The following is a 13,992-nucleotide window of genomic DNA, read 5'->3' as shown; positions in this document are numbered from 1 at the left end:
ACAGACCAGCAGAGTGGCGTTTTTTGCCACGGCAGCTGGGTTGGCTTATGACCCAAAGAGCTAGGCGCTGGAGCTGGACAAAGAAAAGCGGAAGCAGCCGTTTAGCCCCGACAAGCGCTGGAATCCTTACCAGTAATGGCATTTTTCAGCCATTGCTGGTAAGGATGAAGCGACTCGAGGAGCTGGCTGCTGGAGCTGGACACAAAGAAAAGCGGAAACGCCTGTTCAATCTCTCATTTCCACAAATTAAAAATGGGTCTGACTAACAAGAATCACTCTTGTGTCAGGCCCATTTTTCTTTGTATTCTTTTTGCCTGCCGCTTGAAGAACAGTTGCATCATCACTTCTGCAAAAACCAGTCCCATTGCCACAGCTCCGGAGATCATTAACGCTTCGGATGCGAAAGCGATAGCTTCCAGGTAATTGTTTTCAACGATGTTGCGCATGGCGTTGTATGCCTTGCTTCCCGGAACCAATGGAATGATTCCCGCGATACTGAATATGATCATGGGCATGCGGAACTTCTTCGCCAGCAAATGTGCCACAATTGAAACAGCAAAGGCTCCAGCAAAAGAGGCTTGGACCGAATCATCAAAGATCAGAAAGAAGCTGCGGTAAATGAGCCATCCGCTCATGCCCACCAGTCCACAACTGACCAGGGTCCGGCGCGGGGCATTGAAGATGACGCCAAATGCGCCTGCCGCCAAAAAACTAAGTAGCGCTTCCAATGGCCAATTCATTTGATTTCCTCCTTAAAACGATATGACTAAAGCGATTCCTGCACCGATGGCAAAGGCCGTCAAAAATGCCTCAGCTCCCTTGGACAAGCCGGATACAAAATGGCCCGCCATCAAATCCCGTACAGCATTTGTAATCAATAAGCCCGGAACGAGCGGCATGATAGAACCGATGATCAGCGTATCCAAATTGGTCGCAACCCCTGAATAGACAGCGAGGGATGCAAGTATCCCGATTACAAAAGCCCCGATAAATTCAGCAAATATCTTAACACGCGTTTCTTCCAGGATCTTTTCCACAATGATAAAGCCGATTCCTCCGATTACAAAAGCAAATGGAAGGTTGATCCAACTGCCGCCCAATAAAATAAAAAAACAGGCACTCGCCACTGAAGCGGCCAGTGTCTGCACCCATATACTGGATCGATAATTGGTTTGATCAATCATCAGCATTTCATCATAAGCCTGTTGCAATGTATATTCACCGGACACCAGGTTTCGTGAAACGGAATTGACGAGTGCCACCCGTTCCAAATCGGTGCTCCGGTTATTGATTCGAACAAATCGTGTTGCCAGCTCTTCACTTGGAGAAAACATGATGCCTGTTGGTGTAACAAAGCAATGGGAGTTCACCATATTTTGCGATACCGCCATCCGGATCATTGTGTCCTCGACTCGATAGGTTTCGGCCCCGCTCTCCATCATGATTCTGCCCGCCAGCAAAAAACAATCCAACGCGAGTTCGCGCCGGGTCTCTCCTATTTGCGCCACATGTCTCTCTCCTCTCGCGGTCGGTTTCTGTACTCATCATAACGCACATAGACAAAAAATTAAACGCCCCAGGTCGTCGGGGCGTTTAATGGTGTGTTGGAGATGAATCGACAGTTATGGTTTCAAGACGACTTTTGTACAATTATCCTGATGGTCGTTGAAAATCTGATATGCGTCTGCGGCACTTTCCAGTGGCACAATATGTGAAATGATTTCACGCGGATCGAATTCTCCGTTTTCGATTTTTTTGTACAGCATCGGCATTAGGTGAATAACTGGAGCCTGCCCCATTTTCATGGTGACGTTCCGTTCAAATATATTGCCTAATGGAAATTGATTGTAAGTCAATCCGTAAACGCCCGTCAATTGAATGGTTCCGAATTTGCCGACGGCATCTTTTGCAATATCAATCGCACTGAGAGTACCACCTTGCAGCATCAATTTTTGCTGCGCTGCTTCTGCTGGTGATTTCTTGCCATCCATCCCTACGCAATCGATGACCACATTCGCCCCGCCTTGCGTGATTTCATGGATTAATGCACCTGTGTTGTCATGTTTACTGAAATCAACAATTTCGACGTTGTTCATTTTTTTAGCAAGTTCCATCCGGTAAGGAATTTCATCCACCGCAATTACGCGGCTGGCGCCTTGCATCCAGGCGAATTTCTGTGTCATGAGTCCAATAGGACCACAGCCTAACACAACAACCGTGTCGCCTTTTTTTACTCCTGCGTTTTCGACACTCCACCAAGCAGTCGGCAGAACGTCAGACAGGAACAGGAGTGATTCATCTTCCAACTCAGAGGATTCGGGGATGACAAGTGGCATGAAATTTCCGTAAGGTACACGCAAATATTCAGCTTGTCCACCAGAATAATCTCCATAGCGTTCCGTTAAGCCGAAATAGCCGCCTGTGTCGAAATGGGGGTTGCCATTTGAATTATCACACTGGCTCTCCATTTCATGGCTGCAATAAAAACAATGGCCACAGCTGACGTTGAAAGGAAGTACGATGCGATCTCCTTTTTTCACCTTGGTGACGCCTGGCCCTACTTCTTCGACAATCCCCATCGGTTCATGCCCAATGACTGTATCTTTTGTTGTCGGCAAAGCGCCTTGATAAATATGCAAATCTGTTCCGCATATAGCCGTGGAAGTTATTTTTACGATGATATCATCATTTTTCTGGATTTCAGGATCTCTTACTTCTTTCACCTGCATGTTTTTGGTTCCTTGGAATGTTACGGCTTTCATCAATATCCCTCCATTTATAGTTTTCAGAATACTTCTCAACTTCCCTTTTTCTGCTAATTAAAAACATATATAAAAAAAGAGACGGATAAAAATCCGCCTCTTTTTTGCTACTGATCAAATTTCAGAATGCTGATGGGTTCAAATGTCTCCAGACCATAGCTCTTAATTTCACCATTCGCGACTGTATAAAGCGTGTCACCGACATAGAGGATCCGCTGTACAGCAGTGTTCCAATCTTCGTACTGATTGTCGGTTTGTTCGACCAAGCTTGCGGTTTGTGAAATGCCTTGTGCCGTGATGGTGTAGATCAACGCACCTTCGCCTTCAAATTCCACGTAATCGCCTGTAGTCTCTTTATAAATGGCAGCTGGAAAACCGAACAAGTTTTTCTCCTTATGCGTAAACAGCGCTTTATGGTCGTATTGAAGCGCTGAGTAAGTGCCTGCCCCTCCAATGATTTCCGTATCTTTCTCTACTGGGGCATTAAAGTTACTGACGTCAAACAAAGAAATTTTCATGCCCCCTGTGACTACGCGCGGTTCTCCATTTTTTTCAGGCACCAGTTTCGTATCATAGCCGAAACCAATCAAATGATTGTCATCCAAAGGATGCAAGTAATTTGAGAAGCCCGGTATTTTCAATTCTCCTAGCACTTGCGGAGAAGAAGGCGCCGAAATATCAATAACGAAAAGGGGATCGGTTTCTTTGAAAGTCACCATATAAGCCTTATCTCCAATAAAGCGAGCGGAATAAATCCGTTCTCCAGGCGCCAAATCTTCCACTGATCCAACCTGGTTCATTTGGCCATCCAGAACGAACAGATGATTTTTCGATGGTGTGGTGAGATCCCAAGCAATCCCTTCTGTGGTCACCGCTCGGAAATAGCCGTTGTGCTCATCCATGGAAAATTGGTTAAGCAGAGAGCCCGTTATTTCTGAAGAAGCCAGGAACTCCACAGCCGTCCCGTTCAGCCCGAATTTAAAAATCTCGGTATTGGCTTGTTCCGGAATCCAAATCATTGTTTCTCTGCCGCTCCGTACCGATTCATCATCCAACGGAACATAGGCAGAAGCGGTCAGATACAGATTTTCTTCATTCATGTAAAGCTGCTCACTGCCGCCCAAAAAACCTTCTGTCGAAATGTCGTTGGTTTCAGGTGCAGCAAGGTCGATCGCCGTGATGACGCTATAACTGCCTTCCATCGTTCCAGGCAGAATCGCGATACTGTCGTAAGGGAGCGGTTGAAGGGTCCCGCCTTCTTTCGAATCATAGTGATGCGGCCGGAGTTCAGGCTCACCCTGTTCTTCCAAGATCCAATAATCCGGGTAAACATTGGTGACAAAGTAAAGGACATTGTTCGTCAGCCTTGCACCGTTCAAATTCCCTTCACTGCCAAACTCGCGGATCAGCTGAGGTGAAGTGGGCTTGCTGACATCGTATAAAGAAACAGATGTGACGTTCAAATGCGGCAACTGGTTCTCCGGCAGCTGGAAGTCATCTGTTGGCATGGCAGAAAAGCGGCTGCCCATAACCACCAAGGTGTCGCCTGATAAGAAAAGCTGCTGCGGATAAGTTTCTTCTGTAAATGGCAGCTCGGCAGCCACTGTCATTCCCTGCGGATTTCGGACATCCGAAATCACCACTCGAGACTCACTGATCGAGTAGACATACGAACCATCCGTTTTCACCAAGTCCGCTTCATCCACCCCATCCACCTGATTATTGGTGCTTGAATGACCTCCACCAGAACCTTCAGCTTCGCCTGCTGCAGAGTCGGAGGATTCGGCCGTCTCTTCACTGTTTTCTGCAACCGCCCCACCGTATCGCGGATTATTTCGCTGCATTTCCATCAGCCGGGAAAAGTACATGCGCAGCTCTTCTTCCTCTGACAGCTTTTCCAATTGTTCCTGAACAACGAACGTTATTTCAGTAGCTGCTAAGCTTTTTACAAAACTGTTTTGTAAGGCCTTTTTTTTGATATGCAATCGATATTCGCCTGTGGCCAGCCCCGGCACTTCCAAAGTCTTGCCATTGGCGTGGATGATCATTTCGGCAGCTATGTTTTCACCTTCTGCATCCGTGATGTACAGATCGCCGTTATTTACAGCATCCTGCTGAAGTGCAGAAGAAAAATTAGCTTTCCAGCCCTGCTCCGCTAACGCCACCGGAGATGCGCTCACCGACACCTTATCATTGAGAAAAACAAAAGCTAGAATAAGCGCTGTAGCCACGACAGCTGCAATGGCCCAGATTTTCTTCTTCATGATGCTTCACACCCTTTCAGACATCCCTTTTCCCATTAGACAGCAATCCGCTGGAAAAGTTACACAGTTTATCCGAAATTCTTTACCATTGTCCGAAAAATCTCCTGGAATCTTTCTGGTGCTTCAGCAGTCTTGCCACCGCCTTGTGCAAACTGAGGATTGCCGCCGCCTTTCCCATCCGTCAATGCCAGCAGTTGCTTCAGCACTTCCCGCATATCGCCCGGCGCCTGTTCACCTTTTGCACAAACAAAACGCACATCATCCCCTGAACGGCTGATAAACAGCCCGGTCGCCGCATGATGCCGGCTGATTACATAACGGGCGAGCTGTTGCAGCTCTTTGATCGGCCGGTCTTCAAACAATTTTTCGACAACGCCATTGTCTGGAAGAATCGCTTCCGCTTCCAGATTCAATAATTGTTCCTGCAAGGTTTTGATTGTTTTATCAGCTGTGGCTTTTTCAGCCAGCAAAGCCCCGGCAGCTTCGGACAATTCAGAAGACGGCGCATTCAACTGAACAACCAATTTGTCAGTGGTGTCCATCAAAAAGTTAAAATACGTTAAAGCCCGATTGCCGCATAGAAAATAAACCCGTGTGCCGCCTTTCGCTTTTTCTGTGGAGATGATCTTCAACAGGCCGATGTCTGCCGTATTTTTAGGATGAGTGCCTCCGCACGCATTCAGATCAATGCCATCAATTCCAACCAAACGGATGTCGCCTTCAACTGCCGGCGGCTTTCTCAACTTTAATTCTTCGGCTTCTGCAGGACTGACCCACTTTGTGGAAATCACGAGGCGTCGGCTGATCGTTTTGTTGGCCATCTCTTCGACTTCCAGCAGCTGTTCTTTTGTTACTGTATCCAAATCCAAATCGATGGAGACACGCTCTTGCCCTAAATGAAAACTTTGGGTTTTTAAGCCATATTCGTCCTCAAACAATGCGCTCAATAAATGTTGCCCGGCATGCTGCTGCATATGATCCCATCTTTTTTGCCAGTCCAATTTTGCAGCAAAACGTTCTTTTGGAAGCTCGACATCGGTATAATGGCGGATTTCTCCTTCCACTGTCTGGACATCCAGTACGTTTGCAGATCCGATGTTGCCGGTATCTGCCGGTTGGCCGCCGCCTTCTGGATAGAAACAGCTTTGGTCCAAAACAGCATAAAAGCCTGCTTGATCTTTTCCAGTCTCTATCACCTCTACCATTGCTTCTGAAATCTCCGAATCCTGATAATATAATTTCATCGTCATGCTGACACCTCATTTTTTGTAGTCCGCCATAGTTTACGGGATCTGTATTAGTGGGAATAGATATATAAATAGAAGTACAGGAGGGCACATGAAATGCCTAAGTTCAATCGTTCCGTTTTATTGTATAACGGCAACGCAGGAGCGTCTACGATAGACTCCGTTCTGCGAATGGCCGTTCCGTACTTGGCTGAAGCCTCCAAGTCACTCGAACTTATCCAAACTGAATCACCCGAAGAGTTCGAAAATGCCTGCCAGACAGCTGCAACCCATGCAGACATTTTGTTTATTGCTGGAGGTGATGGGACGGTCCATTCTGCAGTCCGTGCCTTATCAGCTATTCCCGCCCCTCCTCCGATGGCTATCTTGCCAAGCGGCACGTGCAATGATTTTGCACGCACTTTGAATATCCCTTTAGACTTGAATTTAGCAGCGGAAGAATTGATCAATGGGGAATTCAGGGATATCGACACGGGTCGGATCAATGGTGGGTCTTTCCTTAACTTTGCTGGCATCGGGCTGATCACGGATGCTTCTTCAAATATTGATCCTCATCTAAAAGAGCGTTATGGTAAGCTGAGCTATTTTATGAGTGCGCTGCAATCCATGCGACAGGCAGACCCATTCCCCGTGCAGCTGAAGATTGATGGCATCACCTATGCTGAAGAAGGCGTGCTGGTTCTTGTCATGAACGGCAAATCGATCGGTACGCATAACTTCCCATTGGCCACAATCGATCCGGCAGATGGCCTATTGGATCTATTTATTATCCAAACATCTTCTTTGGCTGCACTGCGTGAATGGTTTTCATTGTCGCAGCCTGAAGTGGTGACTGAAGAACTGGAGCATATCGTCCATTATCAAGGAAAATCCATTTCCATCAAAACAACGGAAGAATTGGATGTCGATACCGATGGTGAGATCTACTTAAAGACGCCGCTCGATATCGAAATTCAGCCAGGCAGTTTGAAAATGCTGGTGCCCAAACGAGCAGAAGAACTGATATAAGCCGAAAAAAAGGCACGATTCCAATAGGAACCTTGCCTTTTCACTGTTCGCTTTTAAAACGGCGAGAACTGCATCCATCAACTCTGTAAAGCTGAACGATGGACAGTCTCCTCAATGTTTACTCCGCGCTTGGCCATTTCTTCGATATACGCATCTCCCGGGACAATCATTTCCGGCGGATAGGCGCCCCGTTTATCAATAATCCCTTTGCCGATCATCTGCGCTACGACTGAAATCGTATAGGCAGTCGCACGGGCCATTGCCGTTACACCCGTCTTCGGATCTTTCACGGTCACCATATTGTATTCGTAGGTGATTTCCTCTCCTTCTTTCACTCCTGATACCAAAACCCGCAAGACGACGGCATCCTGCTTGTCTCCAAGTGCTGTTATCGGTTCAAGCACCGCTTTTAAAACAGTACGAAGGTTCACTTCCCGTCCATCCACTTCCACGGTTTTCGTGCGATCGGTAAAACCGAGATCCACCAGCAGCTTAAATTTCTCAGCGTGCCCCTTATAACGCAAAGTTTTGTATTCCAAAGAATCGATATCACTGAAGGTATCCGTCAAAGTCGAAGTCCCACCCGAAGTGTGGAAGGCCTCCAGTTCACCAAAATCCTCAAAAGTGACATGTTCGATTTCGGATAATGATTCAACTTCCAACAGCTTGCCGCCGCGAATGACATGGGATTTATCTGTGTAATGGTCAAAGACCCCTTCCAATGAAAAGACATGATTATACTCAAGAGGCGGTTCTGGGTGAAGCGGGATGCCTCCAACATACAGCCGTATATCTGATACTTGGTCCAGTTTGCTGGCACCATAGCCAGTCAGGATATTGATCATTCCTGGAGCCACGCCCAGGTCAGGAATCAGCGTGACTCCTTGTTGCAGGGCTTTTTCGTGCATGTCCAATACAGCATCTGTAGCACCTCCAATATGGCCACCCAAATCGACAACATGAACCCCGCATTGAAGGGCGGTGGCTGCCACTTTTTCATTGAAAGTATAAAATAACGCATTGATGACAATGTCGCCTTTATTGATAGTTTCTGCCAATGCAGCATCATCAGCAGCATCTAGTTTCAGCACTTCCAGTTTATCGCTGCCAAGCTGCTCACCGAACAGTTTTGCCTGGCTGATGTTGCGATCCGCTAAAAAGACCCGTTCCACCGCTTCTTCTTCAACCAGGTCCCGAGCCGCTTGTTTACCCATCAATCCTGCGCCTAATACGACGATTTTCATCTCCCGCATCCCCTTTCCCCATTAAATGTCATTATCAATCTGAGCACGCTGCAATTTTCCGCTGTAATCGATATAGACACTTTTCCATTCAGTAAAGACATCTAAGGCAGCAACTCCCGAATCGCGGTGCCCGTTGCCTGTTCCTTTTGTCCCGCCGAACGGCAAGTGGATTTCCGCTCCTGTCGTACCAGCATTGATATAAACGATTCCAGTATCCAAATCACGCTGCGCTTTGAATGCCCGATTCACATCAGCGGTGTAAATGGAACTGGATAACCCATAAATCACGCCATTGTTGACATCGATCGCCTCTTCGAAACTTGACACTTCAATTATTGACACGACGGGCCCGAAAATTTCTTCCTGTGCAATGCGCATATCCGGCTTGACATCCGTAAACAATGTCGGAGCGTAATAGTTCCCTTTATCATAGATGCCCCCAGTCAGGATCTCGCCGCCCACCAGCAGTGTAGCTCCTTCCTGACGGCCGACTTCAATATAGGAATGGATTTTTTCAAGTGCCTTGCGATTGATGACCGGCCCTACTTTGATGGATTCGTCCATTCCATCTCCAATCGTCAGCGCTTCCATCTTAGACAGCAGACGCTCCTGCAGCTCTTCTTTAACATCTGCATGGACAATCACCCGGCTGCATGCCGTACAGCGCTGGCCGGCGGTACCGAATGCACTCCACAGAATCCCTTCCACCGCCAAGTCCAAATCAGCATCTTCCATGACGATTACGGCGTTCTTGCCTCCCATTTCAAGCGACACTTTCTTCAGGTTGCGGCCACCTGCCTCTGCCACTTTGCGCCCGGTTTCTGTAGATCCTGTAAATGAAATGACACGGACTCCTTCATGCTCAATAAGAGCTGTCCCGACTTCTTGGCCCGACCCGAAGACAATATTCGCGACGCCTTCCGGAAGCCCGGCTTCTTCAAATATTTTCGCCATTTCGTAAGCCATCATTGGCGTTTCGGTGGCCGGTTTCCAGACGAATGTATTGCCTGCCACGATCGCCGGAAACGACTTCCATGTAGCAATTGCCACTGGAAAATTCCAAGGCGTGATCAATCCAACGACGCCGATTGGCGAACGGATGCTCATGGCAAATTTATCCGCCAGTTCTGATGGTGTCGTTTCACCAAATAACCGCCTGCCTTCACCAGCCATGTAATAAGCCATATCAATTCCTTCCTGCACTTCACCGCGCCCTTCTTCGATGACCTTCCCCATTTCTTTCGTCAATACTTGAGCCAGCTGCTCTTTTCGTTCTTTCATCAGCCGCCCGATTTCATATAAATAAGCTGCACGTTTGGGAGCTGGCACGTTTGCCCATTTTTTCTGCGCTTTTAGAGCCGCTTGTACTGCCAAGTCGACATCCTGTTCAGTAGACATCCGCACTTGCGCCAACTCTTCTCCATTTGCCGGATTCAAGACAGGCCTGAATTCCGCCTGCTCTGTCTGTTGCCACTGTCCGTTCACGAAATTGGTCAATTTCATCATCATTGCCCCTTCCCGCATTCTATTTTTGAGAACGCTTTCATTTTCATTATTTCACAGATAACCAGAAAAACCTATCAGATTTCTGAAATGTCTGTTTTTTTATCTTTGGATTGATTAAATTTTTGTTTTTGGAGGAGAAACTTTATGCTCCACCTTTATTACATGAACATTTATGCTGGCCACCTGCACCTTCTCCATTCTTTCCAGCTTCCATACGCAAAAAAAGTGGACTTTCATGTTAGAAGACAAATACTTCATGTAGAGAAGACATTAGGTGAGGTAGAAATTTCAAAACTTCATTTACAAACACCCCATCTCAGCCTAGAAAACAAAAAAGTGACTTACAGAATTTTTTCTTCTTTGTTTCGCTCATTTTGTAGAAATTCCGTTTTCAATCCTTACTACCGCACCAGAACCAAACATTTTAATGTCTTTTTCTTTAAACTATTGACACTAACGGTGCGTTATAGTGTATTTTAGAGAGAGAGGTGATTAGATTGTACAAAGTACAAGAAGTGGCAAAAATAGCGGGCGTCAGTGTTCGGACCCTCCATCACTATGACAGCATCGGTTTATTGAAACCGTCTAATATCGGCACCAACCGTTACCGCTACTACAATGGAAAAGATTTGAAGTTGCTTCAACAGATTTTATTCTTGAAAGAATTGGATTTTTCGCTGAAGAAAATCCAGGAACTTGTGGCTGATGGCTTTGACCAGGAATATGCATTGTCCCAGCACATTGGATTGCTTGAACAAAAGAAACAGCGTATTGAAAGTCTGATTGAAAATGCACAGCAAACTCAACTGGAACTGCAAGGGTTGCAGAGTTTGTCGGATACAGAACGTTTCTCCGCATTCACAAGCCAAAAACAGGAAGATCTGCTTAAGAAATACCACAAATCTGACATGGATATTTCTGTCCCAGAACAGAGTGAATCACCGATGGAAGCTTATCAAGCTGTACCGAGTTATGACAAAGAGGACTCAGCGGTTGCCGTTGCGATTGCTCCAGTTGAAACAGCTTTGCATGAAGAACCTGAAGCTGCAGCAACTTACAGCGAACCGGTCAAAGTGGAGAAAGAAGAAGAGGATTTGGACGAAATCAACCGTGAAGGAGACCGCATTTACAATACGGTTGCCAGTTTGATGCATTTGCCTCCACAGGCTGCTCCTGTCCAAACGGAAATGAAGGCTTACTATACACTTTTGAACCGCTTCTATGAGTGTTCGCCGAAAATGTTTCGTGGCCTGGGTGACTTGTATGCATCCGATAGCCGTTTCGCCAACAATATCGATCAGCATGGCGAAGGATTGGCCAAGTATCTTAAAGAAGCCATGTATGTCTATGCTGAAGGTTTACAGGATGCGTGAACTCATCGGGCCTTGCAGCAATTGTGGTAAAGACGTCTATTGCCGTGATGGATTTCTCGATGGAGTTTATGTTGATGGAGAACTGGTCTGTTTTGACTGCGAAGAACAACAAGACGAACTGACGCAAAAGTAAATCTTTTGCGTTTTTTCTTTTCTTAAAAACATGGAGTTTTCATATCAATGACTATATAATTAGCCCATTAACTATGACAACGAACTGGAAATGAGTGATATCAAGATGTCTTTGCAGCGAAGGATTTTTTTATATGGAGCCCTATTCGTAGCCTTCATTATGATTTCGGCTGGGTTGTCGTTTTATTTTACGATTTCAGAAGCCATTGAAGAACAAATGGGAAAACGTGCTTTGAACATTGCTGTTACCACTGCCGATCGTCCAGATATAGTGCAGGGTTTTGCTTTTGATGATCCTCATGCTTCACTTCAACCAATCGCTGATGAAGTACAAAATCAGACAGGCGCTGAATATGTTGTTATCGGCAACGCTGAAGGAATCCGTTACACTCATCCCCTAGAAGATCGCATCGGCCAGAAAATGGTCGGCGACGATAATGAACGTGCTATTTTGAAAGGCGAATCTTATATTTCAGAAGCAGTCGGTTCGTTGGGTCCCGCTCTGCGAGGAAAAGCACCTATAGTTGATGAGCAAAATAATATAATCGGTGTTATTTCAGTGGGCTTTTTGAAAACAGACATGACTTCTATTTTTTTGCAGTATGCAGACTCTATTATAGTTATTGTGTTAATTGCAATTGCTATTGGCGGAATCGCTTCAATGATTCTATCCAAAAACATTAAAAAGACATTATTTGGTTTAGAACCTGCAGAAATTGCAAGTTTATTCATAGAAAGAAATACACTGATCGAATCTGTAAGAGAAGGCATCATAATGGTCAACAAAAGTGGTGAAATCACAATGGCTAATGCGTCCGCCTATGAAGTTCTGTCTTTGCCGAAAGAAAAAAGCCTGATTGGAAAGTTGATTGACGAAGTTCTGCCCAATACTTTGCTCCCTCAAGTCCTGTTGACAGGTGAACAGCAATTCGATCGTCCCATGACAATCCGCGGCAAGAAAACAATAGTCAACCGCATCCCCATTGTTATTGACAATGAAATTGCTGGAGCGGTTTCCAGTTTCCGATTGCAGTCAGACTTGGATGGTTTGCGCAATGAGCTGACACAAATTAGGCAATATGCAGACTTACTGCGTTCGCAGACTCATGAACATCATAATTTCCTCTATACTATTTCCGGATTGATTCAATTGAATTCACTCGATGAAGCGATGGAACTCATTCATAACGAAACAAAAGAACAGCAATCACTTGTTCAGTTTATCGCGAATCGGCTGCAGGATCCGCTGCTTGGCGGAATTGTCATCGGTCTTTTTAATAGGGCTCGTGAATTGAAAGTGAAGTTTCTTCTCGATGAGGACAGCTATTTAGAGAAGCTTCCATCCCATCTTGAAAAAAGTTTATTTGTATCGATTCTTGGCAATCTTGTAACGAATGCTTTCGAGGCCGTTGAATACTTGCCTGAACATGAACGGTTGGTCAGACTCTTATTTGTCGATAATGGCCATGAAATTTTAATTGAAGTCGAAGATACCGGAAAAGGACTGGACCCTTCCATCCTGCCCACTCTTTTTAAAGAACGGATCTCCACAAAAAACGGCGATGACCGCGGCTATGGGCTAGTAAAAGTTCAAGAAAATGTTCACGATTTACAAGGAGAAATAACCATGGAAAACGGCGATTTTGGCGGTGCTCTATTTATTATTTCCATACCGACTGGAGGAAATGAATATGATTGAAACTCTAATCATTGAAGACGATAAGCGAATTGCAGATATACACAAGCGATTTATTGAGAGAATCCCAGGGTTTCAAGTAGTAGGTGCTGCACATAATGGCGATGAAGCAAAAGATTGGATACAGGTGTTGAAACCGCAGCTAATTTTGCTGGATGTATTCTTGCCCGATATGAAAGGTACTGACCTTTTGCCGTATATAAAACTGGAAAGCCCTGAATCCGATATTATCTTTATTACAGCCGCCTCCGAAACGTCCATTGTCAAAAAAGCTTTTAGAGCCGGAGTTTCCGATTACATGCTCAAGCCTCTCACTTTTGACCGTTTTCAGAAAAGCCTTCTCGATTATCAGTCTAAAAGAGTATCTCTTGAAAAATCAGATTCCTTGGATGAACAATCCATAGAGCAATTGTGGAATAAAAACGCTGAATCTTATATGGAACAAGTAGTTACACCAAAAGGAATCGATCCAAGTACCATGATTAAAATAAAAGAAAAGTTGAATGATTCACCAAACGGGATAACAGCCGAAGAAATGGGAATCGCCTGTGGCATGAGCCGTTCAACCGCCCGCCGCTATCTCGAACACTTGACAGCCGGCCAGGCAGCCAGAGCTGAATTGCTTTATGGCACAATCGGAAGACCGGAAAGACGGTACTTTCCTGCCCAGTGAACTTTATGAACAGTATTACCAGTATGTACAGTATCCACCTTATGACTGTAAACATCGAATTGGGCATATATTCTGATAAGTTTAAGA

12 protein-coding genes are annotated in these 13,992 nt (G+C 45.6%); 5 read left to right on the top strand and 7 right to left on the bottom strand.

The genetic code is table 11. The features are described from left to right. Positions 1–272: 272 nt before the first annotated feature. The 5 genes from IRE19_RS00985 to IRE19_RS00965 form a co-directional block, all read right to left on the bottom strand. Positions 273–740 (bottom strand): threonine/serine exporter family protein, encoded by a 468-nt coding sequence (locus tag IRE19_RS00985; RefSeq protein ID WP_203338997.1) that lies wholly within the window; start codon positions 738–740, stop codon positions 273–275. 12 nt (positions 741–752) lie between these two features. Further along, positions 753–1,508, bottom strand: coding sequence for a threonine/serine exporter family protein (locus IRE19_RS00980; RefSeq protein WP_203338996.1), 756 nt, complete (start codon positions 1,506–1,508; stop codon positions 753–755). Positions 1,509–1,622: 114 nt separating this feature from the next. Next, positions 1,623–2,762, bottom strand: a complete 1,140-nt coding sequence (locus tag IRE19_RS00975) for a zinc-dependent alcohol dehydrogenase (RefSeq protein WP_203338995.1) — start codon at positions 2,760–2,762, stop codon at positions 1,623–1,625. 107 nt (positions 2,763–2,869) lie between these two features. Beyond that, positions 2,870–5,026 (bottom strand): beta-propeller domain-containing protein, encoded by a 2,157-nt coding sequence (locus IRE19_RS00970; protein WP_238943026.1) that lies wholly within the window; start codon positions 5,024–5,026, stop codon positions 2,870–2,872. Between the two features lie 68 nt (positions 5,027–5,094). Then, entirely contained in the window at positions 5,095–6,276 is a 1,182-nt protein-coding gene (locus IRE19_RS00965; protein ID WP_203338994.1) for an alanyl-tRNA editing protein, read from the bottom strand. A 93-nt stretch (positions 6,277–6,369) separates the two neighbouring features. Here IRE19_RS00965 and IRE19_RS00960 point away from each other — a divergent pair, with 93 nt between their 5' ends. Then, entirely contained in the window at positions 6,370–7,281 is a 912-nt protein-coding gene (locus IRE19_RS00960; protein ID WP_203338993.1) for a diacylglycerol/lipid kinase family protein, read from the top strand. A gap of 77 nt (positions 7,282–7,358) precedes the next feature. Here IRE19_RS00960 and IRE19_RS00955 read toward each other — a convergent pair whose 3' ends face one another. Together IRE19_RS00955 and IRE19_RS00950 are read right to left on the bottom strand one after the other, a co-directional pair. Next, positions 7,359–8,525 (bottom strand): saccharopine dehydrogenase family protein, encoded by a 1,167-nt coding sequence (locus IRE19_RS00955; protein WP_203338992.1) that lies wholly within the window; start codon positions 8,523–8,525, stop codon positions 7,359–7,361. Between the two features lie 21 nt (positions 8,526–8,546). Then, positions 8,547–10,028, bottom strand: a complete 1,482-nt coding sequence (locus IRE19_RS00950) for an aldehyde dehydrogenase family protein (RefSeq protein ID WP_203339674.1) — start codon at positions 10,026–10,028, stop codon at positions 8,547–8,549. 500 nt (positions 10,029–10,528) lie between these two features. Between IRE19_RS00950 and IRE19_RS00945 the strand changes: the two genes are divergently transcribed. From IRE19_RS00945 to IRE19_RS00930, 4 genes are all read left to right on the top strand, one after another. Continuing rightward, complete coding sequence (locus IRE19_RS00945) at positions 10,529–11,404, top strand: MerR family transcriptional regulator (protein ID WP_203338991.1); 876 nt, start codon at positions 10,529–10,531, stop codon at positions 11,402–11,404. After that, complete coding sequence (locus IRE19_RS00940; protein WP_185960000.1) at positions 11,397–11,537, top strand: hypothetical protein; 141 nt, start codon at positions 11,397–11,399, stop codon at positions 11,535–11,537. The genes IRE19_RS00945 and IRE19_RS00940 overlap by 8 nt, the downstream gene beginning before the upstream one ends. Positions 11,538–11,696: 159 nt before the next feature. Next, the gene (locus tag IRE19_RS00935) at positions 11,697–13,235 is read left to right on the top strand and encodes an ATP-binding protein (RefSeq protein ID WP_238943025.1); all 1,539 of its coding nucleotides are present in this window, start codon (positions 11,697–11,699) and stop codon (positions 13,233–13,235) included. Next, positions 13,228–13,905, top strand: a complete 678-nt coding sequence (locus tag IRE19_RS00930; protein ID WP_432419925.1) for a response regulator — start codon at positions 13,228–13,230, stop codon at positions 13,903–13,905. Before IRE19_RS00935 ends, IRE19_RS00930 begins: the two co-directional genes overlap by 8 nt. The last annotated feature ends 87 nt before the right edge of the window (positions 13,906–13,992 follow it).

Origin of the sequence: Planococcus beijingensis (assembly GCF_016820615.1) — a bacterium.
GTDB classification, from domain to species: Bacteria; Bacillota; Bacilli; order Bacillales_A; family Planococcaceae; genus Planococcus; species Planococcus notacanthi.
Note: the sequence above shows the minus strand (reverse complement) of the source record. Positions and strands in the feature narration are given on the sequence as shown.

Bases quoted from the DNA above. Each gene is read 5' to 3' on its own strand.
- IRE19_RS00985 (WP_203338997.1), bottom strand. From the start codon at position 740: ATGAATTGGCCATTGGAAGCGCTACTTAGTTTTTTGGCGGCAGGCGCA.
- IRE19_RS00955 (WP_203338992.1), bottom strand. From the start codon at position 8,525: ATGAAAATCGTCGTATTAGGCGCAGGATTGATGGGTAAACAAGCGGCT.
- IRE19_RS00950 (WP_203339674.1), bottom strand. From the start codon at position 10,028: ATGAAATTGACCAATTTCGTGAACGGACAGTGGCAACAGACAGAGCAG.
- IRE19_RS00975 (WP_203338995.1), bottom strand. From the start codon at position 2,762: ATGAAAGCCGTAACATTCCAAGGAACCAAAAACATGCAGGTGAAAGAA.
- IRE19_RS00940 (WP_185960000.1), top strand. From the start codon at position 11,397: ATGCGTGAACTCATCGGGCCTTGCAGCAATTGTGGTAAAGACGTCTAT.
- IRE19_RS00960 (WP_203338993.1), top strand. From the start codon at position 6,370: ATGCCTAAGTTCAATCGTTCCGTTTTATTGTATAACGGCAACGCAGGA.
- IRE19_RS00965 (WP_203338994.1), bottom strand. From the start codon at position 6,276: ATGACGATGAAATTATATTATCAGGATTCGGAGATTTCAGAAGCAATG.
- IRE19_RS00930 (WP_432419925.1), top strand. From the start codon at position 13,228: ATGATTGAAACTCTAATCATTGAAGACGATAAGCGAATTGCAGATATA.
- IRE19_RS00935 (WP_238943025.1), top strand. From the start codon at position 11,697: ATGATTTCGGCTGGGTTGTCGTTTTATTTTACGATTTCAGAAGCCATT.
- IRE19_RS00970 (WP_238943026.1), bottom strand. From the start codon at position 5,026: ATGAAGAAGAAAATCTGGGCCATTGCAGCTGTCGTGGCTACAGCGCTT.